This is a genomic window from Thalassolituus maritimus, assembly GCF_900156675.1.
Taxonomy (GTDB): domain Bacteria; phylum Pseudomonadota; class Gammaproteobacteria; order Pseudomonadales; family Oceanobacteraceae; genus Thalassolituus; species Thalassolituus maritimus.
Genome location: NZ_FTOH01000009.1, coordinates 51,933 through 76,436, shown reverse-complemented (window position 1 = coordinate 76,436; position 24,504 = coordinate 51,933). Strand labels below are relative to the sequence as shown.

The window sequence follows — 24,504 nt, the reverse complement described above, 5'->3', positions numbered from 1 at the left end:
ATGGCTCGCTTATTAATATTCGGTTGTATCTGAGCCTGCGTTGGCCGGCTCTTGCTTGATATAGGGTTTCAACACCGCGATTAACTCACCTACGTCGTCCTGGGTAAAGACTCCGTCGATGCCCCGGTGCGATACGGTGGTAAATGGCGCATCGTAGAGTTTTTCGACCAGAATCGTACCATTCTGGGCGATGTAGTTTTTCAGCAGGTTCATAAACCGCACTTGCTGAGCGGTGAGTGTTGGGTGCGCATGCAAGAAGCCTTTGAAGTGTTCTTCGATGGCTTTGGGGTCAAGGCCGATGATTTCGCGCACGGTGATATGCAGCTGATCGGCCGTGCGCCCGTAGAACTGATTGAGCGTATCAAGGCTCACACCCGGATGGCTGGTGAGTATGGTTGATGTCAGGGTTTTCAGTTCTGGCTCTGCAATCGGCTCGCCTTTGCGTATTTTCTGCAAAGTCGGATTGGCGTCGATCATGTGGTCGAGGATGTCTTTAAGCCGGCGGCGATAGAGCATGGCTTCGTTGGCACCGGCGATTTTAACTTCTCGATCATTTTCTTTAACGTTACTGTCACTTGTGCCTGTGGTGGGCATGGCAAACAGCCCGCCTCCATCGGTGTGGCGGTATTTCATGATACCGCGCAGTTCGGTGCGGGCTTTTTCAAGCCGTTCTATTGCAGGTTTTTGCCAGAAGTCGGCGCTGCGGACGTCAGCGATGATGGCGTCTTTCTGTCTTACAGCCTGAATATTGACGGCCAGGCGGTCAATTTCTTGGAGTAGCTGATCGCGGCCATCTTCGAAGCAGCTGGCTTTTTCAACCATGCAGCGCTCTATCGTTGCCATGAGTTTGTCGAGCTGGGTGGCGTGCTTATCGCGCAGTACACGGGCTGACATCAATGGCGCGATTGTGTTGGTCAGCGCATGTTGTGTTTTCGCATCGAAGGCTTTCAGCAGTTCAGTCTGCTGTAGCTGATGCACGATGCGCAGTTCGCGCTTAACCGCGATGCTGGTATCCGGCAGGTCGTTGATGTCGGCGCGGAGTAATTCGATGGCCGTATCAAACGCCGCTGCGTGGTTTTGTTTGAGTGCGGCCTGCGCGAGTTCAATACGAGCTTCGAAGGTGGTTTGCAGCAGAGATTTGCTGCCGGTGTCTTCGGGCTCTTTGTATTCCTGTTCGAAGAAGTCGAAGTTGCCGTAGTGGTCGAATATCTGGAATTCGGTTTTGTCTTTTCCTGGGCCAAACAGATTCGGGCGCAGACGCGTGCCCCGCCCGATCATCTGCCAGAACTTCACCCAGCTACGCACGGGTTTAGCGAACACGAGGTTGACCACTTCGGGCACGTCGATACCGGTGTCGAGCATGTCGACTGAGATGGCGATGCGGAAGTCGTTGTCGGGCTTTTTGAATTCTTTAATCAGACTGTCGACGTGCGGTATCGCGTTGTGAATAACTTTGCACACCTTAGTGCCGTATTGCGGGTACAGCTTGCAGAAGAGTTTTTCGAGGTGTTCTGCGTGGTCCTGGCGCTGGGCGAAGACGATTGTTTTGCCCACGAGTGAGCCGGTTTCGTCTTTGATACCCTTGTTAATGAGGTTTTCGAGAATGATGCGGTCGGTGTCTTCACTGAAGATTTTACGACCGATGTCTTTACCCGCGATGGTGGTTTTCTGGGCTTCTTCTTCGCCGAGATCCTGTTCGAGCTGGCGCTTCTGTTCGTCGGTCATGTCGCTGTAGTGCATGCCGTTACGCAGGAAGTCGGTGGTCAGGTCTTTTACGACGTAAGGCACCAGGTATGGCGGTTCGTTGTTGATGGCGGCATCCAGGCCGAATTCGAAGGTCGGGTCGGTGGTGTCGCAGCCAAACATGTCGAAGGTGTTGCGGCTGATGAATTTTACTGGCGTTGCGGTCAGGCCCACTTGCAAGGCATCGAAGTAGTCAAACAGGTCGCGGTATTTGTTGTAGATACTGCGGTGTGATTCGTCGGCAATGATAAGGTCGAAGAAGCCGACATCAAGCTGAGCGAAGCGGTTCATCATGCCCGGATAGGTGGCGATGTAGATACGTGCGCTCTGGTCAATTGCGTTGGTTTCGCCAATCACGCAGCGTGGTTCTGACGGCAGGTTCTGTTTAAAGGCGTCGTCGGCCTGTACCCGCAGTTCTTTGCGATCGCATAGAAACAGCGCCCGCTTTGCCCAGCCGGTGCGCAGCAGCAGTTCTGCCAGGGCGATGGCAACGCGGGTTTTGCCGGTGCCTGTGGCCTGAATGATCAGGGCTTTGCGACGCTGTGTCTGAAAGTGCGCGGCGACGGTTTTGATCGCTTCAATCTGGTATGGGCGGTCGGCGATGTTCAAATCTGGATTGAATTTTTCGAGTTCGGCTGCGCGGTAGTGACGCTGATAAATCAGATACTCGAGGCTGTCTTTGCTGTAGAAGCCATACACCGGACGGTAAGTGTTGTATTGATGATCGTCCCAGATAAAGGTTTCGTAGCCGTTGGTGTAGAAAATTACCGGGCGCTGAAAGCCCATGCCTTCCATTGCGTCGGCGTAAAGGCGAGCCTGTTCACGCCCTGCCTGAAGGTTGGTATTGCCTGATTTTTTGGCTTCGACAACGGCCAGCGGGTGACCGTTATCGCCCCACAGCACGTAATCGACGTAGCCTTTGCCGCTCGGGTTGTTGGGAAAGCTGACTTCGAGTTCTTCGCTGACCTTGTCAGTATCTGTGACGTCCCAACCTGCCTGGGTGAGCATGGCGTCGATCAGTTGCTTGCGTGTTTTTGCTTCGTTCCATGACAGGCTGTCGGCAACCTGCTGGCTCTGCTGCTGGCGCTTTTGCTGGTCTGGTTTTGCGGGAGGATCGAGATTTTCGAGCTTGCGGGCACGCTCGCGTTCGAGCTGCTCCATGACGCTTTCGAGCTCGGACTGTTGCTTCTGTAGTTCTTTTTCGTAGCTTGAGACGGATTTCTGCAACCGAGCCAGCTCGATGGTCGGGTCTTGTACGTCGGCCAAAGGCGGGATGTCGTCTTTCTTCAGGCCGTAGTATTTAACTGCCATGTAGGTCGCGAGCTGATGCGCTGTTTGCAGGGCCATTTCGGCGTTGCGTAGATCGCCTTCGCCACCATGGGCAGTTTCGTTGCCCTGTATGCGCAGAAAGTTGATCTGATGTATCAGCGACCGGCTGACGCAGTCTTCGAACACGGGATTTTTGACCAGATCAAAGAAGCTGGATTGCGGCATACGTGGCAACAGCTCTTCTTTGTAAATGGCTTTGGTCAGCTCTTCTGCAAAGCTACGCAGACGCGTAAGGCAGCTTCCTGCGTCGATATGGAGTACGGCTTCAGCCAGGCCCGCCAGATTCGCAAGGACGTCGTTGCCGGGGCGCAGAAATTCGAAGTTCACTGATTTCATGTAAGTAATTCTATCCATGTATGGCTTATAGCGAAGCCCGTGCCAATTCTGTGTTTACGGTTTGGTAATGCCGTACTTTGTCATCCGGTTATCCAGAGTCTGATGATTTTCCAAGCCCAGAAGCCTCGCCGCTTCCTTCTTCACACCTTTCGCCGCGTCGAATGCCATAGGCACATAATGACGCGTAAGATCACCAATTAATTCATCTAAATCAATGCCTTGAGACACATCGTGACTCAATACCCCTTCACGACCCGAACCGTTTTCCGGCATCTGAAACAGCGCCTGGCGCAAGTCTGCGGCGGTTATCTCATCACCCTGACACCACAGCGCCGCACGCAACAGCGTCGATTGAAGCTCTCGGACGTTCCCCCGCCAAGCATGTGCAAGGATAATATTTAATGCATCAGGAGAAATTTTCTTATCCTTCAGGCTTTCATCTTCTTCTGCCAAATTAGCCAGTAGCTGCTTTGCCAGCAGTGTGAGGTCACCTTCCCGCTCGCGAATTGGGGGCAGATGCAATACACCTACAGCAATACGATAGAAGAGGTCCTCGCGGAAGCTGCCTTCGGCAACTTTTTCCATCAGGTTTCGGTGTGTTGCTGTAACCAGGCGGACGTTGACCTTCTGTTCATTGGTGCCACCTATCGGTGTGAATGTGCCGTCTTGTAACACGCGCAGCAAGCGCACCTGAACTTGTGGTTCGAGCTCGCCGAACTCATCGAGAAACAGTGTGCCTCCATTGGCTTGTTCAAATACGCCCGGTTTATCTGCTGTAGCGCCGGTAAACGCGCCCTTTTTATGGCCAAACAGAACCGAATCAACGAGATCTGCCGGAATCGCCCCGCAGTTGATCGGGATGAAAGGCTTCTTCGCGCGCTTACTTGCATTGTGAATCGCACGGGAGAACAGCTCTTTGCCGGTACCGGATTCGCCATAGATCAGCACTGGCACTTCGCGCTCTGCAAGGATCTGGGCCTGCTGCTTGAGCTTCAGCATTTTCGGGTTTTTGGTAACGATGTTATCGAATGCAGCATTGAGCGGAGCACTGGTATCAGCCAGCTTGTTAATGCGTTTTGCATTGAGTTGCTTCGCAGCCGGGATATATTCAGCCGCCAGCTGAAATGGGATATCGACATCCTGAACGCCCTGCTCTTTTGACGATTGAATAAACGCACACGGATAGCGGGTTTTACCCAGCAGAATCCACACCGCCTGCATGGCTGGGGTGCCCGGGCTGAGCAGGACCGAAAGCTCGGTTTTGTGTGCAGTCAGTTCGTCCAGGCGCGAATTGACCTGCTCGTAGATTTCGCCGAAGTTGGTCGGTGAGGTCAGGGTCACATGCGTGGCTGTAATCGGGGCCTTGCAGCGGGCTTTCAGCCATTTGATGTAGGGTGCGACGCGCTTCTTCGGGTAGTTATAGATGAGTTCGACCGAGTCGAAGACGCGTTCGGACAGAGTGGATGCCAGAGGGCCTAGAGATTCGCTAGAAACCTCACTCTGCACATTTTCAACGGCTTTCAGGTCGTTGGCGCCTATCCAACTGATGAGTATGTGCTTATTCATTGTATCAGCCTGCGTTGGCTCTGTTGCTGACAGGCTTTCTCTTGCATGTTTGGGGTTGGCATTCCGTGTCCTTACTGCTTTGGCATACCGCATCGTACCAGACTGTTCTCACAGGGTAAGTGGTAATTGGCGCTGTTGGCTCAACTGTTTAGCTAAGGCCGTTAGGTTTCATTTAGCCAAGATAATCTACGTAACCTTCTAGACTCGCGAGTGCGAAGTGTGTTGATAGCGAACAGATACCGAGAAAGACAACGCCGTACCCGAAACTGAACAAGGCTCTCTGCTTAGTAGTTACGCCTTCTTTCAATGTGACAGTCCGCCTAAGGAAAACGATGCCGTTCAGAACAAGAATGGAGATGTAAAGAACAACAAGTGCAGTGGCTCCCAGACCAAACCAACCAGCGTTGAGAATCCCTGCCAGAAACGCTTGTTTAAGGATTCCGCCGCTTGCAACCAGCAGGACAGCCCATAGCGCCACGCGACTTATATGATCTGTAATTACTTCAAACGTCAGCGGCAGCGGCTTGTTGATTTCGAAAAAATCTGCAGTCGGGCCAGAGGGGTTATCCATTAAAACCGTCAAAGGTGTAACGACAGAAACCAGCAAAAAAACTACCGTCACTATTACTAACGCTTTGATCCAACCATGAGGAACAACAAAGAATGCGAGTATAGAAGAAGATGCGATAGCCACAGAACATATCGTCAATAGTATTAACAAACAGTTTTTTGCAGAGCCGTTCATCGTTAATTCACCTTTCATTGACAGATTCTGACTACTTTACAGCCCTAATGTGTTAAGCCCCTCTTCCAGAATCGGGCGCAACACTCGATGAAACTTCTGCGTACGCTCCACCATTTGTTCAATGAGCTTTTCGTGCGTTGATTCGTCTTTCAGATCGATCTCCCAACGAATAGCAACACGACAGGCCTTTCGTTCTGCCTCTGGCTCCCAGGAAACCCTGTAGCCGGAAAGCGCTTTTTCGATGTCGTTTTTGTGGCCCTGTAACCAATCGAATATTTTCGCTGTCGCGCCTGCCTTGTTCATCCGGATACGTACTTCCACTCGGGCATCCTTATCGTTCAGACCCATATTGATAGACAAGCCGCCGCGAATATTCTTGCCGTTGAAATACGGGCGATCACTGATGGTTTCTACAGAGAACAGATTGATGCCACTATCATTCAAGCGCTGCTGAATTTCTGACCAGAGTTGCATATGAAGCGCTGCCCGCTGCGATGCGGAGCGGGTTCGCTGCTGTTCGGTTTTCAGGCGTACCAGCTCGTTGGACAGGTCGGCGCTTGGCAAGATTCTGTCGATGTTGATCAACTGAGTCTTATTGGCATCTTCACCTATCTCGTAGATGTCGAGTTTGATGAGGGTAATGTCGATATTTTTCTCAAGCACCCACACCGCTGCGCTGATGGCTTCTGGTTTATATCCGCCAGACACTATGATAATGCGCTGGTCGTGGTTGTATCCCAGTTCACTATCGTATTCCTGCTCTTCAGCGAGAAAGCTTTCAATATCGTCTCGTGCAGACTGAAGGCTGTCGTCGCTATTGGAGAACTTTTTACTGTGAATCTTTATAATGTCCTGCTCTGACAGTGTCGAGCAGAATGCGGCATATTTAATGGCCTGACCGACAACATCTTTACCACTGTCGTCCCGTTTGTTTTCAATAACGACAAGGTTGCCACTGGCGTCCATTGCAAGCAGATCCAAGCGGTCACGGGATTTATCAAAGCCATCGAATTCTTTTCCGAGCATCAGAAGTGGCTCACCGAGACAGCCGGGAGTCTTGTCGATCCATTCCTGGATGTCGTTTCGCTCTTTATAATCAAGTGCTGCAAATGTCGCCGGCTCCAGCAACTCAAGTGGAGTGTTCTGATTACTGCTATCAATAGTGTATATAGCCATGATGAGTCTCTTTTTCCGTATGTTTTCTATTTTTTATTGGCCTTCCCTGGCCTGCTTCCTTTCGTGCCTTCGCGTCCTTACGGTTTAAGGCCCGCGTTATGTTAAAGGTACTTCCCCTATAAAAGCCCTTTAAACTGCGGTGGCATCCTGCCTGCATCCAATGCCGGATCATTACATCGATTTAATGATTCACACTCAATGACTGTACAGAAAAACATGTTTTATTTTCATACATGTCCGCAATCAATCTATCAGGGGAGATATGATGCCAACGCGCGCTGGCATTCTGATGTGAGCATTATTTGTTGCGCTTCGCCACGCTCTCTGGTGCGGTCGAGGCGTAAATTCTGAAGTGTATAAATCAGTAGTGCCTGTCGAATCTCGTAGTCACGCTGATATTTTCCAGCCCCCACCTCTTTCATGTCGTAGTCCAGAGCGACAAGCTCCCGCTGCGCATCGGATAGACGCATATCCGGTTCTATAGAAACTGTCAGAGTTTTATTCCAAGCGAGATCATCAGGTTCAGTTTTCTCTGCCGGGCCTTCAGTTCCGTGAATTTCCTGGATACGGGAAAGTACGAAATCCCGGAAATCCTGATTTTTTTCGCACCATGCACGTACATGCCAGCGAGCTCCATCATTCACAAGTGAATGTGGGCTGATAATACGATCGCCATCTTTTGGGTATGTAAATGAGGCATAGCTGATATCAAGCCTCTCCCGCTTATCAATTGCATTTAGAATCGGTCGCACGATGGCTGGATCTGGCCTACGCTGCAACTGATGACTCAGTTGTGCGGGAAATTTAGCCCCTTCTAGTGAGCGAAGCTGTGCATATTCTTCGAGCGAGCCACTGCAGAACGAAGACTGAAAGTCATCCGAAGGTAAATACCCTTTATTGCTATCACAGTAGGATAAGTTACTCGGGCAGGCAGCCAGATAGTCATTGCGGATTCTTGTGGCGGTGCTTCGGGAGCAAGAAAAGGCATCTTCGATCGTCTTCGAAGTTACCCGACCTTTCCAGAGTGCAACGAGCTCTATCAGGCGAAAGGCCTGTCTGTCTCGATATGAAGGGGGCGTGTTGGGAGTATTTCCTTTTTTGAGTTCGGGCATTCCATGTCCTCTTTATTGTTCGGGCATGGTATCAGACTGACAGGACAGGTTAAGGGGCAATTGACAATGTTATTGAATTGGCGTGTTTTACCTGTGCAACGCAATCAGGGGGCGATGTATATCAAGCGGTATGATGGAGACTATCGCGAATAGCCTTCGGCTGATTCACTCCCACAATCGGCACAGTGACCTTCGTGCATAGCCCCAGAAGCTGGGTAAAGCGCTCCTACAGCGAAGCCCAACCTTGAGGCACAGGTCGGGGATATGATCCCCTCCTACAAATATGGGTCTTGTGATTAACCTTCGGCTGATTCACTCCCACAATCAACACAGAGCAGTTTCACGCGGATTTCGCGCATAGCAAGACAAGCTGGCTGAAGCGCTCCTACAAGGAAGACTAACCTCGAGGCACAGGTCGGGGATATGATCCCCTCCTACAATCAAAATAAGAATGCAGTGCCAACAATGAGATACGAATTACAGGTTACGGTTCAGGGCTTCCTGCAGGCGTTTTCGGTACGCGGCTTTGAGGTCTTCGGGGGCTGTGATGATGACGTTGGGTGCATAAGAGAGCATGTCTCTGAGTAATTCACGCTGGTCATTGTACGGCAGGCTGAGGTGGTATTCGCCGCCTTTCCACTGGCCTTTGGCATCGGGGTGCCATTGCTGTTGCGCAACGAGGTGGGCGGCTCCGGGCATAAAGATGAGTTCAGCAGTGTGTTGTTCGCCGCCAGAGAAGATGCCATAGCTGTTATGGAAGTGGTCGTTGAGTTCGCTCTGCTCAAACTCTTTGGCACCCTCATTGGTTTGATACGCACTGTTAATGCGGCTGAGCATAAAAGTGCGTAGCTGCTGGCGCTTGTGGCACCAGGCGTCGAGGTACCAGTGGTCTCGGTAATAAACCAGCGTTTGTGGGCTGACATTGCGCTCACTCAGGCTCTGGTCACTCGCAACGTAATGGATGTGCAGTTGTTTTCGCGCGAACAGTGCGTCACTGACTTGTTGGTAGATGTTCTGGTTTACCGGACGGCGCGTGGCACTGAGGATGCGAATGCGTTGTGTCAGTTCGCTAAGGTCAACACCGCGCTCTTCTGTCAGGCGCGATACTTGTTCATGAATGCGATTCAGTTCGCTGCTGCCCTGCCCGGGGTTCAGGTCATTAAGTATGTTAAGAACGATGGCTAAGCCACGCAGTTCGGTCGCGGTAAGTTGCAGGCCCGGGAGTTCGAAGCTTTGCTCCTGGGTTTTACGGTAGCGGTAAGTGCGGCTGTCGTTGTCGTATTCCAGAGGTGCGTTGTAGTCGCTTTTGAGTTGTTGCAACGCACTTTGTAGCTCAGCCGGGCCAACGCCGGTTTCTGCGGCGAGCATCATGGTATTGAGGCCCGTTGTCTGTTCAGAGAACAGGCGGTGGAGTCGCTGAATCAGGTCGCTGCTGGCCATATTTGTTCTTTGTTCCGCTTTTTGGGTTTTCGTGGTTGCAATACACACCATCGGCCCATACCTTACTTGATATTAAGAAACATCAGAAGGAAGCCCCTGTAATGATTAAAGTGATTATCGAGCGTGAGATTGCCGCAGATATGGAAACAACTTATGAAGCTGCGGTTAAGAACACCTTGCGTGCGATTCTCGAGGCGCCGGGCTATGTGTCAGGTGCCAGCTATAAAGATGTGAAGAAAGAGAACCGTCGGATGATTATCACTAACTGGACGAGCGTTGAAGCCTGGCAGACCTGGGCTAAGTCGCCAGAGCGTGCCAATGTGATTGCGTCGATTCAGCCGATTCTGGAGACGCAGGAGAAGATCACGATTCTGACGGCGTGATGCGCAGAGGTATGGGTTTCGCGAATAGCCTTCGGCTGATTCGCTCCCACAGCAAACACCGACCGGCTCACGCATATTTCGCGCATAGCCAGGCAAGCTGGCTGAAGCACTCCTGCAAAGAGGCTGTACCTCTAGGCACTGGTCTGCGGGTATGACCCTCTTCTACACGTATGGGTTTCGCGAATAGCCTTCGGCTGATTCGCTCCCACAGCAAACACCGACCGGCTCGCGCATATTTCGCGCATAGCTAGGCAAGCTGGCTGAAGCACTCCTACGGTATAAGGCGTTTTACGAAGTCGGCGACGTGTTTTGCGGTTGCTTGAAGATGGGCATCATGGGTAAAACCCGATGCCTTTCTTGGTTTCAGGTCGTGGTTTCCGTCTTCGAGCCAGACCAGTTCGAGTGTTTTATCTAACCCGTAACCCGATACCTCTTCTTTTGTTCCCATCGCATCGCGTGTGCCCTGCGCAATTAACGCCGGCGTTTTAAGTGCTAGCAAGTGCTCTGTTCTCAGGTTGTCCGGTTTCCCCGGCGGGTGGAATGGGTAACCCAATGCGACGCAACCTTGCACCCGTGTAGGCACATCACTTCCGTTAGCAAGCATGCTAGCGATACGCCCGCCCATGCTTTTACCGCCAATTACGCATGGAATATCCAGCTCTTCAATAAGTTCTGCGTAGGCATCAATGAGTTTTGGTGCGCGGTCTGGTGGTCGTTTCTTGCCGTCTTGTATGCGCTTAATCATGTACGGGAAGTTAAAACGCATCACGCGAATACCGTGCGCCGCGATCTTACCGGCCATGTCAGTCATGAATTCGCTTGATGAGTCTGCACCTGCACCGTGCGCCAATATCAGCGTCGGCAGGCCCTCTTTTCCATCAACGGTGATGGAGTCGAGTATTTCCTGAGTCTGTTCACTGGCCATATGGTGCTCCTCTTCTATTCTTCTGACTGACACTTCTGAAGCTTGTTAATTCGTGGTTCTGACGGCGCGTATTCTGGCTTTCAGGCGTTCTGCGTCAAGGCTTGAGCTGGGTCAATACTCCTGTTTACGACAGTAATACCATGCAGGGGCTGCAATTGGGCTGCCGAAGTGCGGTAAAATTGGAGTATGCGCAGGTTGGGGCTGAATTTTATGTCCTGGCGAGGCACGTAAAACTGTCAGATTTCCAACCGAACGTCAATACGATTGATTCTCATTTGATTATCATTCGTGTAAAAACTGCCCTAAGCCGCTGTATTTATGGCACTTTTTTTACATGGATTATTTGCAAATGGGGATGCCAGCGACGATAATTGCGCCGATTTTTTAACCCTCTAACCCTCGCTGTTTAATGGAATCTGATCATGAGCACAGCATTTGACCATCCAGAATACAACTACAAGGTGGTAAGACAGTTTGCCATCATGACTGTTGTCTGGGGTGTTGTTGGCATGGCAGTCGGTGTACTCATCGCTGCTCAGCTGGCATGGCCTCAACTGAACTTCGATACCCCTTGGTTCTCTTTCGGACGTCTGCGTCCTCTTCACACCAATGCGGTGATTTTCGCCTTCGGCGGCTGCGCTCTGTTCGCAACCTCCTATTACATTGTTCAGCGCACATGTCGTACCCGTCTGTTCTCAGACACTCTGGCAAGCTTCACCTTCTGGGGCTGGCAGGCAGTGATCGTTGCAGCAGCCATCACTCTGCCTATGGGTCTGACCTCTACTAAAGAGTACGCAGAACTGGAATGGCCAATCGACATCCTGGTAACTCTGGTCTGGGTTTCTTATGTGATTAACTTCCTTGGCACGCTGGCTATCCGTAAAGAAAGCCACATCTACGTTGCTAACTGGTTCTTCGCTGCATTCATGATCATGATTGCGATCCTGTACGTGGGTAACAACCTGGCAGTGCCTGTGTCACTGACCAAGTCTTACTCTGTATGGGCGGGTACCGTAGACGCCATGATTCAATGGTGGTGGGGCCACAACGCGGTAGGTTTCTTCCTGACTGCAGGCTTCCTGGGTATCATGTACTATTTCGTGCCTAAGCAGGCGGGTCGTCCGGTTTACTCTTACCGTCTATCGATCGTTCACTTCTGGGCACTGATTTCTATCTACGTTTGGGCTGGTGCTCACCACCTGCACTACTCTGCTCTGCCAGACTGGGCTCAGACTTCAGGTATGGTTATGTCTCTGATCCTGCTGGCTCCTTCGTGGGGTGGTATGATCAACGGTATGATGACGCTGTCAGGCGCATGGCACAAACTGCGTACTGACCCTATCCTGCGCTTCCTGGTTGTCTCTCTGTCTTTCTACGGTATGTCTACCTTCGAAGGCCCGATGATGTCTATCAAGACTGTTAACGCGCTGTCTCACAACACTGACTGGACTATCGGTCACGTACACTCAGGCGCTCTGGGTTGGGTTGCGATGGTATCTATCGGTGCTCTGTACCACCTGATTCCTATTATGTTCGGTCGTAAAGCGGGCCAGATGTACTCTATCGGCCTGATCAATGTTCACTTCTGGCTGGCGACCATCGGTACTGTTCTGTACATCGCAGCAATGTGGGTGAACGGCATCATGCAGGGTCTGATGTGGCGTGCAGTGAACGAAGACGGTTCTCTGACCTACAGCTTCGTTGAATCTGTTGAAGCTTCTCATGGCGGTTACGTGGTTCGTGTACTGGGCGGTGCTTTCTTCCTGACCGGTATGCTGATCATGCTGTTCAACGTGTTCATGACCACCCGCGAAGCTAAGAAAGAAGCTGCGGTTGCGGCACACGCTTAAGGAGTTTGGTAAATGAAGCACGAAACTATTGAAAAGAACTTACCACTCATGGTGGTAATGATTGTTATCGCTCTGAGCTGGGCGGGGCTCGCTGAGATTGTTCCACTCTTCTTTGATAAGAACACTCAACAACCTGCTGAAGGCCTGAAGCCGCTGACTGCACTTCAGGTTGAAGGTCGTGACATCTACATGCGTGAAGGTTGCGCGGTATGTCACACCCAGATGGTTCGTCCGTTCCGCGCAGAAACTGAGCGTTATGGTCCTCCGTCTACTTCAGGTGAACACGTTTACGAACACCCATTCCTGTGGGGTTCTAAGCGTACTGGTCCTGATCTGGCCCGTGTGGGTGGTCGTTACTCGGATGAGTGGCACCGTGCGCACCTGTACAACCCGCGTGACGTTGTACCTGAGTCTGTAATGCCATCTTACCCATGGTTGTTTGAAGACAAGGTTGACGGTCGTGATACACCTAACAAGTTGAAAGCTCTGCGTATGGTCGGCGTACCGTACACAGACGAAGACATTGAAGGTGCAAAAGACGCGGTTGACGGTGTCACCGAAATCGAAGCTCTGGTTGCTTACCTGCAGCAGCTGGGCACAGTCGTCACTAAACGGTAACCCTATGGATATTAACGACGTTCGCGGCCTTGGATCAGTATTCGCTCTGATCGCTTTCATGGGCATCATCTGGTGGGCTTACGGTTCCAGCCGTAAGCAGCGCTTCAAGGATGATGGCGATATCCCTTTCCGGGATAACACAGAAATGCCCGCGGACGACGATAAAGATCGGAGTAAATAATTATGTTGAGCTCATTTTGGAGTTTCTGGGTCCAGGCGATTGTCATCGGGTCCATGATTGCCTGCGGTATCCTGATCCTTTACACCAGTAAAGGTCAGAAGAAAGAAGAAACAGACGAAACTACCGGCCACTCTTACGACGGTATCGAAGAACTGGACAACCCACTGCCACGTTGGTGGGTAGGTATGTTCTGGGCAACCATCGTATTCGGTTTCGGTTACATCGGTATCTACGGCCTGGCAAACTTCGACGGTTTCGGTACCGTTAAAGTTGACGGCGAAGACGTTACCTGGACACAGACTAACCAGTGGAAAGCCGAAGTTCAGGCCTTCGATGAGAAGATCGCTCCTCTGTACGCAGGCTACCTTGCTACGCCAATCACTGAGCTTGCTCAGAACGAAGAAGCGATGCAGACCGGCGGTCGACTGTTCAAGAGTTACTGCGCGGTATGCCACGGCTCTAACGCTATGGGTGCACAAGGCTTCCCGAACCTGACAGACCACGATTGGCTGTACGGTGGCGAGCCTGCACAGATCAAGCAGACCATTATGTATGGTCGTCAGGCAGCAATGCCTGCGTGGGAAGCCGCTCTGGGTGAACAAGGCACCAAAGACATGGCTCAATACGTTCGTAGCCTGTCAGGCCTTGAGCACGATGCAGAGGCAGCGGCTAAAGCCAAGCCACAGTACGACATGCTATGTGTTGCTTGTCACGGTGCAGACGGTAAAGGTAGCCACCTCGTTGGTGCACCTAACCTGACTGACGAAATCTGGCTCTATGGTGGTTCTACCAAGCAGATCGAAACCACTCTCCGCTACGGTCGTGCCGGCAGAATGCCTGCCCAGGCTGAGACCCTCGGCGAAGAGAAAGTTCACGTTCTGTCTGCGTACGTCTACTCTCTTTCGCAAGACAAGTAATCAAGCGGGGGCTCCGCTCCCCTCTTGAGCTAGAGCAAGAAAACAAGAAAAAGCGGCCTACGGGCCGCTTTTTTTATCCCGACCTACGACCAAAAACTATATAATCAACTCGTTATATAAGAGTTGTCTAAAACGAGAATCAGCGTCACTGATTCCGAACTCACCCCAGCAACAAGGTGATCAGTAGTTATGAGTAAAATCCCGGTCAAAGACGTCACCCCGCCCAGTAAGAAATCTGACAAAGCCTCAGACACCGTCAACATGTATCAGAAGCGCGAGAAAATCTACGTCCGCGAAGTTGAAGGCTTCTTTCAGAAGCTACGCACCTGGTCTCTCTGGGCACTGATGCTCGGGTACTTTGGCACAGCCTGGATCAATATCGGTGACCGTCAGGCAGTACTGTTCGATCTTCCGGCGCGTCAATTCCACATATTCAACGTCACTTTCTGGCCTCAGGATTTCATGCTGCTGTCCTGGGCGCTGATCATCTGTGCTTTCGGTCTGTTTACGATTACCAATTTTGCGGGGCGGATCTGGTGCGGCTACACCTGCCCGCAGTCGGCGTGGTCGTTTATTTTCATGTGGATCGAAGAACGCGCTGAAGGTACCCGCAACCAGCGGATGAAGCTGGATAAAGCGCCGATGTCGGCAGAGAAACTGCGTAAGAAGAGTATTAAGCACATCGCTTGGCTCATTGTTGCCTTCTGGACAGGTGTCACCTTCGTTGGTTACTTCACTCCGATTCGCGAGCTGGTTGTCGATATTTTCACCTTCGGAGACGTCGGTGCCTGGGCCATCTTCTGGATCGGTTTCTTTACCGTTGCTACCTACCTGAACGCGGGCTGGATGCGTGAGCAGGTCTGCATCTACATGTGCCCATACGCACGATTCCAGTCAGTGATGTATGACAACGACACGCTTGCGGTTTCATACGACTTTAATCGCGGCGAACCACGCGGCAAGCGCAGTAAAAAAGCAAAGGCGGAAGGCGATACTCAGCAACTTGGTGACTGTGTCGACTGTTCTATGTGTGTTCAGGTGTGTCCGACCGGCATTGATATCCGCGATGGGCTGCAGTACCAGTGCATTGGCTGTGCGCTTTGTATTGACGCCTGCGACGACATCATGGAAAGACTCGATAAGCCAAAAGGTCTGATCCGCTACACCACAGAGAACGAGCTTGAAGGTAAGAAGACCCACATTCTGCGCCCTCGCCTGTTTGGCTATGCCGGTGCCATGGTTCTGATGATGGGTGGTCTGGGGTACGCAATCCTCGACCGCACACCGTTTGAGCTGGATATCGAGCGCGACCGAGGTCGCCTCTATCAGGTCACGGTGAACGATACGATTCAGAATGCCTACACACTGAAGATGATGAATATGTCTCAGGAGTCACACACTTATGTCCTGAGCGTCGACGGTCTTGATGGAATTAAACTGCTTGGCGACACTGAGTACGAACTCAGCGTTAACGAACTGAAAGAGACCACCATCAACCTTGAGATCGACCCGGACGAAGTGAAAACCTCGGCCAGTAAAACGGACATTGAATTCGTCATCGTCAACAAAGAGACCGGTGAGGAAGTGACCCGGGAAGAAAGCCGTTTTATCGCACCAAGAGCGATCTGAACGTCATATAACTTCCTGACACAGAAGCACTGGAGCCCCATCGCCCAAGTAGTTACACTTGGGCGATTTTTCATTTTTCCCCTGGATACCTTGCATGACTAGCGAAAAGACGACCCCTTGGTACAAAGAACCCATGATGCTGCTTGTCATCGGCGTACCGCTCGCCGCTGTAGTATGGGGCTTCATCATGTTGTCACTCGCACTCGACACCAAAGACTCGCTCGTGAGTAATAGTTACTACAAGGACGGCATGAGCTATACGCAGGATCTGCGATTTCATGAGGGCGCCCGCCGCCTCAATGTTCAGGCAGACCTGACCTTCACCGAAGACGAAATTATCGTAAACGCGACATCCATTGCCGATGAAGATCCTGGCTCTCTGCAGCTTCAGTTGATTCACCCGACACTAGAAGATCGTGACCTTACTCTGTTTCTGCAGCGCACTCCGGGTGGTCAGTACGTTGCCGCCAATGAGTTGGAGCTGCCACAGAAGCGGGTTATCTGGCTGACCAGCCCGGATCAGGAATGGCGCGTTACTGCGCGTACAGTCATCGAAAACGGTAAGAAGATTCAGACAGTCACTCAATGACGCAAAGCCTTCGCACGCCCTGCTTTCACTGCGGTGAACCGCTGAAAGCAGGTCAGCAGTGGACAGCCATCATCGATGGTAAAGAAGAACCCATGTGCTGCCCAGGCTGTAAAGCCGTGGCCGAAACCATCGTTGCTTCTGGTCTTAAAGATTACTATCGCCACCGCACAGAACTCCCACAGATATCGCCTGCGAACGAAGACGATGAAGTCCTGACCGCTCGCGAGTCTCTCAGCCTGTATGACAGCGAAGCCTTGCAGAAGCAGTTTGTTGCAACGCAGGGAGAGCAGAAAGAAGCGACACTGATTATCGACGGAATCAGTTGTGCCGCCTGTGCCTGGTTGATTGAGCACAGAATTAATCAACTCAAAGGTGTCGAACGGGCGACACTGAACCTCTCGAACCATCGTCTTGTCGTTGCCTGGAATAGCACCGACATCGCGCTCTCCCAGATATTCGAAGCCATCTATCGCCTCGGCTACAAAGCCGCACCGTTTTCATCAACGGAAGACGACGCGCAGCGCGAGCGTGAGGGCAAGAAAGCGATCCGGCGGCTCGCCGTCGCCGGTATAGGCATGATGCAGGTGATGATGCTTGCGGTGCCCCTGTATGCAGGCATGGCAGAGCAGTACGAAGTATTTATGCGCTTCGCGTCAATGATTCTGACCTTGCCGGTCGTGCTATACAGCGCCCGACCGTTCTTTGATGCGGCGATACGCGATTTAAAGACACGCCACCTGACCATGGATGTGCCTGTGTCGCTGGCGATTATTCTCGCTTTCTGCGCCAGTATCTGGAGCACGTTCAACCAGGGCATTGAAGTTTATTTCGACTCTGTCTGTATGTTCACATTCCTGCTGCTGCTCGGACGTTTTCTGGAGATGCGCGCCCGTCATCGAATGGGTAAAGCAGGCAACAACCTGATGACACTTCTGCCGAATGTGGCGATGAAACAAACGCAGGATGGTGAAGAAATCATTGCCGCTGGCGACATTTCAACCGGCGACCGCCTGCTCCTGAAGCCAGGGTATCCAGTCCCCGCGGATGGCGTGGTGATTGAAGGACAAAGCACCGTCGACGAATCAGCACTGACGGGCGAGTATATGCCACTGAACAAGCAAGCCGGTGACACACTGATCGGCGGTACTATTAACGTCGAAAGCCCACTCGTCATGGAAGTCACGGCCACCGGCGCCGATGCGCAGCTATCAACCATCGTTCGACTGATGGATCGTGCGCAGCAGGAGAAGCCAAAAGTTGCTCTTATAGCCGATAGCATCGCCAGCCGTTTCGTTGCCGCGGTTCTGATTATCTCTGCGTCGGTGTTCAGCTACTGGATGTTTCAGGGCAACGCCCATGCCTTCTTTATCGCACTCTCTGTTCTCGTCGTTACCTGCCCATGTGCCCTGTCACTTGCTACGCCAACCACCCTGACAGCGGCAACAACGGCGCTGCGCGAGCGCGGACTATTAATCAGTAAAGGCCATGTTCTGGAAACCCTGCAGTCAGTGAACCGCGTAGTGTTCGATAAAACAGGCACCCTGACTCTGGGGCACCTGACACTGACGGAAGTCCGCCCTGTTGCGGGCGGTACAGAAGATAACCTCGAGCTGGATCAGGATACTCTGGCCTCGGTAGTCGCATCTCTTGAACAACATGCCAGCCACCCGATTGCGAAAGCCTTCCGTCACTACCCGGTCCTACCTACCGAAGATATTCAGCACCACCCGAGTCAGGGCGTCAGTGGTCAGGTTGATGGCTACAGATTCCGTTTTGGTCGCCCGGATTTCGTCTGGCCGGAGGGAATTCTGCCGCCAGATAGCGCATCGGGGCAGTGGTTACTGCTTGCCGATGATAAGCAGCCCCTGGCCTGGTTTCTTCTGAACGATACCGTGCGCCGCAGCGCAGGCCCATTAATTGAAACATTGAAAACCCGTGGTATTGAAGTCGCACTGCTGACCGGCGATCCTTCAAGGTCTGCGACACTCGTCGCTGACGAACTCAGTATTCCAGACGTGCGCAATGGCCTCAGCCCTGAGGATAAGCTGGCGATTGTGCGCGAGTGGCAAAAACAGGGCGATACCGTTCTTATGGTAGGAGATGGTATAAATGACGTTCCAGTGCTTGCGGGCGCAGATGTTTCTCTTGCTGTGAATGAAGCCACAGATCTGGCGAAAACCAATGCAGATACCCTGCTGACGAATGGTCGCCTTGAAGTCATTGCTGATGCGTTATCAGTCTCCCACAAAACCCGCAATGTCATTCGTCAGAACATCGGTTGGGCGTTACTATACAACCTGATAGCGTTACCACTTGCGGCGGCCGGTCTGGTTCCGCCCTGGGCCGCGGCCATTGGCATGTCATTCAGCTCCCTACTTGTCGTTCTGAATGCTCTGCGACTGACCCGTCGCCCACCTGCACTTACTGCTGAGAGCTGATCATGGATATTATTTACGTACTGGTTCCCCTGTCGATTGCTCTGCTCGCCATTGCAGTTGCCATCTTCTTCTGGGCTGTGAAAGGCGGCCAGTTTGATGACCTCGATTCGCCCGCGCATAAAATACTCTTCGACGACGATGAGTACCTGAACGAGCGCCGCGAAGATAGCGTTGAGACCGATTCAGACGCGGATTCAGAGTCAGACGGCGAGCCCGAAAAATCCAAGAATGACTGAACCCTTATCCCTTCTTACCGCGCTCCTTCTAGGCTTATTTGGCGCCAGCCATTGCCTGGTCATGTGTGGCGGAGTTGCCGCGGCAGCTGGGCAACTCGACACCCAGCACAGAGTCCGGGCTTCGTTACTGTTCAATTTGGGCCGCATCACCAGTTATACCCTCGCAGGCCTGATCGTCGGTAGTCTCGGGCTGTGGCTGTCCAGTCTGCACGAAGCTCTGATGATCACACTACGTTCAATTGCAGGCGTCATGCTGATATTGATGGGGCTATACGTCGCGCGCTGGGCACTGTGGCTCACCCGCATTGAGCAAATTGGCCAACTGTTCTGGCGCAGAATTCAACCCCACGCCCAGAAACGCCTGGGCCGTTCAGACCCCGCCAGCCAGTGGCTTCTCGGTATGTTATGGGGGTGGTTGCCGTGTGGGCTCATATACAGCACTCTGAGCTGGGTAGCAGCCAATGGGCAGCCCGCCATGGGGGCTCTGACTATGTTTGTTTTTGGTCTGGGGACCTTTCCCGCTATTTTGTCTGCTGGGCTGGCGTCTGCATCCGTGATGAACATTATTCGTCACCAGTGGGCGCGAAATATTGCGGGCCTATTATTGATCGGTTATGGTTGCTGGACTTTGGCCTCCGTGTGGCATCCAGCCATGTTCGCAGCCGCTTGATCTAAAGTTTTAGAGATCGTTCTTGCCTATGAAAACGTCAGTTAATGCTCCTCTGCGTGGAGCACAGCCTCATTGTCAGACCTGCTCACTGAATGCTCTGTGTCTGCCACTCTCTCTGACCGAAAGTGATATGGAGCGCCTCGACGACATCATTCGCCGCGGCCGCCCGATCCAGAAAGGCCAACTGCTGTTTCAGCAAGGCACGGAATTTCAGTCTGTATTTGCGGTTCGTACCGGCGCACTGAAAACATACACCCTGGCAAGTAACGGCGAAGAACAGATCACAGGTTTCCACCTCGCCAGCGAGTTAATTGGTCTATCTGGCTACAACGCCGGGACCTACCCGCTGACAGCAAAAGCCCTCGAAACCACAACAGTATGTGAAATTCCGTTGCAGCAGCTTGAACAACTGGCGGATGAGCTACCTGATTTGCGTCGTCAGCTGATGACCACCATGGGCACTGAAATCCGTCACGACCAGAACATGATGCTGCTTTTAAGTAAAAAGAACGCTGAAGAACGCGTTGCCTCTTTTCTATTGGATATTTCGCAACGTTATCAACGCCGTGGATTCTCAGCGACTCACTTCCGCCTTCCCATGTCTCGTGTCGACATCAGCAACTACCTGGGCCTGGCAGTAGAAACCATCAGCCGTGTATTTACTCGTTTCCAGAAAAACGAACTGATCGAAACTCAGGGCAAAGAAATCATCCTGAAAGACAGCGATACCCTGTATGATCTCGCGGGACTGACACGCGCCAACGATGAGTGTCTGCATCAGGCTGAAAGCTAAATTAGATTCTGGCTTTTAGCATCCCAATGAGCACACGGACCGTGCTCATCCTCTTTTCGCTCGCAATATCAGACATTGGTCACAGTGCGCAAATATTTGCTTCCCCCTGAGACCTGCATCACTATGCTTAACGTACTGGGCAGTACTATTGAGTAAACATCTGATAACAGGCGTTGCCTATACCGGCAGCTATTCAGGTACGCTTATTGCTGATGTTATTGAGACTGCCAAAATTACACCCTCTGGAGTTTCTGATGGGTATAGATGCTGATGATTTCCGGACGTACGTTATTCGTCCGACACTGCAGAAACTGGAAGCCTACAGCGCCGACGCAGAGCTCCTGCTGTTAGGCACTGCGGCTATCGAGTCTGAGCTGGGCTCATTCCTGAAAACAGAGGGGCAGCGCACATCAGGTATTTACCGGCTGCACGGCCTGACGCACCGGCATATCTGGGATGACTATCTTGCAGAGCGGCCAGAACTGGCCAGTAAAGTGCGAGGCATTGCCAGCCAACGGGAATTCCTGGAGAACCCGCACGCTGAACTAACAACAAACCTCGCCTATGCGACCGCTGTTACCTGGCTCGCCTACGTTCGCCACCCTCAGTTCACTCTGCCCCGTGGCGCCAGTGTGCTGCATCTGGCAACGCTCTGGAAAAACTGTTATCACACCCGTGACGACCTGACCGTACAGGACTTCGTACAGCGCTATGAAGAACTGGTTGAATCCAGTGACGCGGTGGCCTGATGTTTATATAAGCACCGCATTCTGATATAAAGCGCACCCTACGCATGGGGTGTTGTATGTCTGAATTGAACGTGTCTGAATCTGCTGTTTCGCAACCTGAAGAAGGCTATAAGCCTGAGATCTTCGATCCAGCGGCCGCTGAGCTATCTACAGAAGCTACTGAAGCTGCAGCCAATCAAGCTGAACGCAAATCCAGAACCGAATTCAACAAGCTCCAGAAGCGCCTTCGTCGTAACGTTGGCAAAGCCATCGAAGATTACCGGATGATTGAAGACGGTGACAAAATCATGGTGTGTCTGTCGGGTGGTAAGGACTCTTACACCATGCTGGAAATTCTGATGAGCCTGCAAAAGAGCGCGCCCGTCAACTTCGAACTGATCGCCGTCAATATGGATCAGAAGCAGCCAGGCTTCCCTGAGCACATCCTGCCAGCTTACCTTGAACAGGTGGGCGTGCCCTACCATATCATCGAGAAAGACACCTACAGCGTCGTTAAAGAGATCATCCCTGAAGGAAAAACCACCTGCGGCCTGTGCTCACGACTACGCCGCGGTACTCTGTATGGCTATGCGGAATCCATTGGCGCCAACAAGATTGCATTGGGTCATCACCGTGACGACATTATCGAAACTCTGTTTCTGAATATGTTTCACGGGGGCAAACTCAAGGCCATGCCGCCCAAGCTGCTCAGCGACGACAAAAAACACGTTCTCATCCGTCCTCTGGCGTACTGCAAAGAAAAAGACATTGAGAAGTTTGCCATCGAGAAAGAATTCCCGATCATTCCATGCAACCTGTGTGGTTCTCAGGAAAACCTGCAGCGTCAGAACATCAAAGGAATGCTGGCTCAGTGGGAAAAAGAACAACCAGGGCGCAGTGAAAACATCTTTGCCGCTGTCTGTAACGTTGCGCCATCACAGCTGGGCGATCGCGAACTGTGGAACTTCGAAGGCCTGCAGGATGAGCAGGATAAGAGCCACCTCGGTGCCCGCATTGACCTTCTGGCATCGGACGACTGACCCGCTCAGACTCCGCCGCCAAGCATACGCGTAATATTGACCTGCATGTCGCCGGGACCACGGAGTAGCAGGTCAAATTCATAACGTCGCTCATTCATCATATCTTCGGCCATCGCCTTCAGGCGGCAAGCATCACGAGCCAGTGTCGGCTGCGGCATTTCAATTCTGACCAGATAGTCTTTTTCGAGAGACTCGACGGCCAGCGTAGATACCGCAGCCGTCGGAGCTCCTGCAATACCCTTTCTTAGCCATTGTACGAACAGCCCGTGACTGCCATCGTCGTTCTGTTTACGGATCAGACGAATATAGCCTTCAGCATCTTCCGATTTCCATGGGCAAACCTGAGTCACAGCATCGACCCAGACCGGCATCACATAGGCTTCTGACAGCGCATCTTTAGTATCTGGGTTCGAATCTGAACCGTGATCCACGTGATTATCGGCCAGAGCCAGTGCCGGTATAGCGAGCAGCGTAAGCAGCCATCGTTGCATCATCATGCACCTCCTTTGCTCAAGACTAGTTCATACCTGCCCGTGCGTCATATTCCCGTACGGGGATCACTTACGAGAACTCGGGTGTGGGCCGCTTATCCCAGTCAGGCCGCTCGTACTGTACTTTAGCAATAAAGTACGTCGTCTCACCTTTCGGCAGACGCACCGTCACCTCATCATCAACGAACTTACCGATTAAGCCGCGGGCCAGCGGCGCATCGACACTGATATAACCATGCGGCAAGTCGATCTCATCTTCCCCGACAATCCGGTAACGCAGGATCTCGCCCTCTTCGTCTTCCAGTTCGATCCAGGCACCGAAGAAAACCTTATCCAGATCTGTGGGCGGGCGATCGACTACGGTGACTGCCTCAATACGCTTGCCGAGAAACCTAAGACGACTATCAATCTGTCTCAGGCGCTTTTTACCGTAAATATATTCAGCGTTCTCGGAGCGGTCTCCGAGCTTAGCCGCGTCAGAGACCTCCTGGGTTACCTTCGGGCGTTCGCGGCGCCATAAAAAATCGTGCTCGTCTTCAAGAGCTTTCAGCCCGCCCGGTGTAATCAGGTGCGCCCGGCGCGGCAGCGGCTTTTTATTTTCGGTCATCGTATTGCAACATCTGGTCAGTAGTTTGAGCGCACACACTACTTGCACGCGCCCTTTGAGGCTTTTCTAAAGCATAACTAATGATCCGACGCAGTGTAACTCTTGTCGGCGGCGCCCTACTGATCGTTGCCGGTCTACTCGTTCTACCATTGCCTGTACCCGTTGGTTTACTGATGATCATCCTTGGCGTTTCGCTGCTCGTGCCGGCAATCCCCGCACTTGCACGCTATCTGAAGCGCATTCGCCGACGCTACCCCATTACCTCTCAGCGTCTGAATCACATCAGTCCACGACTGCCCGGGTTCGTCCGGCGCGTGATTGAAGAAACCGACCCGGATAGAAGAAGCTGACCGCGCCTCTCTGTGCTAACTTGTGTGCATGGAAGAAGACACTCTCAATCTGGTCACCGATCTTTTAGCGACTTACCTTGCCGATGGACACCGGTGCCCGGAATACGAACTGATCCGGTGGTTACAGGCCCCAGAGCAAGGCATATTTCGTGAAGATGCCCTGAGCGATTCTATGACTCTTTTCCGGGCTAACTTCATCGTCATGCATGCCCTGTATCGATTGCGAAATCGTTGGCTTGAGGATGCGCGGGGTTACCTTCAGATCAGTGCACTGGATATCGGACTCGTTCCTTTAAAAACCGACAGCGGGAGCGACCTGCCCGACCAACACGATGCACTCGCTGGGTATTACCTCGATCTGAACAATCTGGATACAGATCAGGCCAGCGTCGATGCCCTGTTGAACGATTTCTGGCAGCGCATGGTCATACCAGAACATTACGACAATGATCTGGCAGTGCTTGAGCTGACGCCTCCGGTAGATCTCAGTACCATCCGACAGCAATACCGACGGCTGGCGAGTCAGCATCATCCAGACAAAGGCGGCGACGCAGAGACCTTCCGCAAAGTCAGCTCCGCCTATCAACGATTACGCTATCGGCACGGCTAACA

Annotated in this window: 24 protein-coding genes; 15 read left to right on the top strand and 9 right to left on the bottom strand. The window is 52.3% G+C overall.

Annotated elements, in window-relative coordinates; all coding sequences use genetic code 11:
• Positions 1-12 precede the first annotated feature (12 nt).
• The 6 genes from BW941_RS14040 to BW941_RS14015 form a co-directional block, all read right to left on the bottom strand.
• Entirely contained in the window at positions 13-3,408 is a 3,396-nt protein-coding gene (locus tag BW941_RS14040; RefSeq protein WP_076517108.1) for a type I restriction endonuclease subunit R, read from the bottom strand.
• A 54-nt stretch (positions 3,409-3,462) separates the two neighbouring features.
• On the bottom strand, positions 3,463-4,974 hold the full coding sequence (locus BW941_RS14035; protein WP_076517105.1) for a sigma-54 interaction domain-containing protein: 1,512 nt from the start codon (positions 4,972-4,974) through the stop codon (positions 3,463-3,465).
• A gap of 172 nt (positions 4,975-5,146) precedes the next feature.
• Entirely contained in the window at positions 5,147-5,737 is a 591-nt protein-coding gene (locus tag BW941_RS14030) for a hypothetical protein (protein WP_076517103.1), read from the bottom strand.
• Between the two features lie 18 nt (positions 5,738-5,755).
• Positions 5,756-6,895 carry a DUF4268 domain-containing protein gene (locus BW941_RS14025; protein WP_076517100.1) on the bottom strand — a complete coding sequence of 380 codons (1,140 nt, stop codon included), beginning with the start codon at positions 6,893-6,895 and terminating at the stop codon, positions 5,756-5,758.
• 251 nt (positions 6,896-7,146) lie between these two features.
• Positions 7,147-8,007, bottom strand: a complete 861-nt coding sequence (locus tag BW941_RS14020; RefSeq protein WP_084188994.1) for a helix-turn-helix transcriptional regulator — start codon at positions 8,005-8,007, stop codon at positions 7,147-7,149.
• A gap of 477 nt (positions 8,008-8,484) precedes the next feature.
• A complete protein-coding gene (locus BW941_RS14015) occupies positions 8,485-9,447 on the bottom strand; it encodes a helix-turn-helix transcriptional regulator (RefSeq protein ID WP_175607915.1) in 963 nt (320 codons plus the stop codon).
• Positions 9,448-9,548: 101 nt separating this feature from the next.
• On the opposite strand from BW941_RS14015, the gene BW941_RS14010 reads away from it, so the two are divergent.
• On the top strand, positions 9,549-9,830 hold the full coding sequence (locus BW941_RS14010; RefSeq protein ID WP_068435830.1) for an antibiotic biosynthesis monooxygenase family protein: 282 nt from the start codon (positions 9,549-9,551) through the stop codon (positions 9,828-9,830).
• A gap of 271 nt (positions 9,831-10,101) precedes the next feature.
• On the opposite strand, the gene BW941_RS14005 is transcribed toward BW941_RS14010, so the two are convergent.
• A complete protein-coding gene (locus BW941_RS14005; protein ID WP_076517095.1) occupies positions 10,102-10,755 on the bottom strand; it encodes an alpha/beta fold hydrolase in 654 nt (217 codons plus the stop codon).
• Between the two features lie 422 nt (positions 10,756-11,177).
• On the opposite strand from BW941_RS14005, the gene ccoN reads away from it, so the two are divergent.
• The 12 genes from ccoN (at position 11,178) to ttcA (ending at position 22,444) form a co-directional block, all read left to right on the top strand.
• Complete coding sequence (ccoN, locus tag BW941_RS14000; RefSeq protein ID WP_076517093.1) at positions 11,178-12,605, top strand: cytochrome-c oxidase, cbb3-type subunit I; 1,428 nt, start codon at positions 11,178-11,180, stop codon at positions 12,603-12,605.
• Positions 12,606-12,617: 12 nt separating this feature from the next.
• Positions 12,618-13,223, top strand: a complete 606-nt coding sequence (gene ccoO, locus BW941_RS13995; RefSeq protein ID WP_076517091.1) for a cytochrome-c oxidase, cbb3-type subunit II — start codon at positions 12,618-12,620, stop codon at positions 13,221-13,223.
• Between the two features lie 4 nt (positions 13,224-13,227).
• A complete protein-coding gene (locus tag BW941_RS13990; RefSeq protein ID WP_068435313.1) occupies positions 13,228-13,404 on the top strand; it encodes a CcoQ/FixQ family Cbb3-type cytochrome c oxidase assembly chaperone in 177 nt (58 codons plus the stop codon).
• 2 nt (positions 13,405-13,406) lie between these two features.
• On the top strand, positions 13,407-14,321 hold the full coding sequence (ccoP, locus tag BW941_RS13985) for a cytochrome-c oxidase, cbb3-type subunit III (protein WP_217693607.1): 915 nt from the start codon (positions 13,407-13,409) through the stop codon (positions 14,319-14,321).
• Between the two features lie 189 nt (positions 14,322-14,510).
• Complete coding sequence (gene ccoG / locus BW941_RS13980; RefSeq protein ID WP_076517088.1) at positions 14,511-15,950, top strand: cytochrome c oxidase accessory protein CcoG; 1,440 nt, start codon at positions 14,511-14,513, stop codon at positions 15,948-15,950.
• 94 nt (positions 15,951-16,044) lie between these two features.
• Entirely contained in the window at positions 16,045-16,539 is a 495-nt protein-coding gene (locus BW941_RS13975; protein ID WP_076517085.1) for a FixH family protein, read from the top strand.
• The gene (locus tag BW941_RS13970) at positions 16,536-18,977 is read left to right on the top strand and encodes a heavy metal translocating P-type ATPase (protein WP_076517082.1); all 2,442 of its coding nucleotides are present in this window, start codon (positions 16,536-16,538) and stop codon (positions 18,975-18,977) included. Before BW941_RS13975 ends, BW941_RS13970 begins: the two co-directional genes overlap by 4 nt.
• 2 nt (positions 18,978-18,979) lie before the next feature.
• The gene (gene ccoS / locus BW941_RS13965) at positions 18,980-19,213 is read left to right on the top strand and encodes a cbb3-type cytochrome oxidase assembly protein CcoS (protein WP_076517080.1); all 234 of its coding nucleotides are present in this window, start codon (positions 18,980-18,982) and stop codon (positions 19,211-19,213) included.
• Positions 19,206-19,883, top strand: coding sequence for a sulfite exporter TauE/SafE family protein (locus BW941_RS13960; protein ID WP_076517078.1), 678 nt, complete (start codon positions 19,206-19,208; stop codon positions 19,881-19,883). The genes ccoS and BW941_RS13960 overlap by 8 nt, the downstream gene beginning before the upstream one ends.
• Positions 19,884-19,911: 28 nt before the next feature.
• Complete coding sequence (fnr, locus tag BW941_RS13955) at positions 19,912-20,676, top strand: fumarate/nitrate reduction transcriptional regulator Fnr (protein ID WP_068437023.1); 765 nt, start codon at positions 19,912-19,914, stop codon at positions 20,674-20,676.
• 254 nt (positions 20,677-20,930) lie between these two features.
• Positions 20,931-21,425: a hypothetical protein gene (locus BW941_RS13950; protein WP_076517076.1), complete on the top strand. Its 495-nt coding sequence runs from the start codon at positions 20,931-20,933 to the stop codon at positions 21,423-21,425.
• A 56-nt stretch (positions 21,426-21,481) separates the two neighbouring features.
• Positions 21,482-22,444: a tRNA 2-thiocytidine(32) synthetase TtcA gene (ttcA, locus tag BW941_RS13945; RefSeq protein WP_084188992.1), complete on the top strand. Its 963-nt coding sequence runs from the start codon at positions 21,482-21,484 to the stop codon at positions 22,442-22,444.
• 5 nt (positions 22,445-22,449) lie between these two features.
• Here the strand turns inward: ttcA and BW941_RS13940 are convergent, their stop codons facing one another.
• Both BW941_RS13940 and greB read right to left on the bottom strand, forming a co-directional pair.
• Positions 22,450-22,941 (bottom strand): hypothetical protein, encoded by a 492-nt coding sequence (locus BW941_RS13940; protein ID WP_139325857.1) that lies wholly within the window; start codon positions 22,939-22,941, stop codon positions 22,450-22,452.
• Between the two features lie 64 nt (positions 22,942-23,005).
• On the bottom strand, positions 23,006-23,542 hold the full coding sequence (gene greB / locus BW941_RS13935) for a transcription elongation factor GreB (RefSeq protein WP_076517070.1): 537 nt from the start codon (positions 23,540-23,542) through the stop codon (positions 23,006-23,008).
• 80 nt (positions 23,543-23,622) lie between these two features.
• Between greB and BW941_RS13930 the strand changes: the two genes are divergently transcribed.
• Both BW941_RS13930 and BW941_RS13925 read left to right on the top strand, forming a co-directional pair.
• Positions 23,623-23,892, top strand: a complete 270-nt coding sequence (locus tag BW941_RS13930; protein ID WP_076517068.1) for a PGPGW domain-containing protein — start codon at positions 23,623-23,625, stop codon at positions 23,890-23,892.
• Between the two features lie 28 nt (positions 23,893-23,920).
• Positions 23,921-24,502, top strand: coding sequence for a DNA-J related domain-containing protein (locus BW941_RS13925; protein WP_076517066.1), 582 nt, complete (start codon positions 23,921-23,923; stop codon positions 24,500-24,502).
• Positions 24,503-24,504 lie beyond the last annotated feature (2 nt).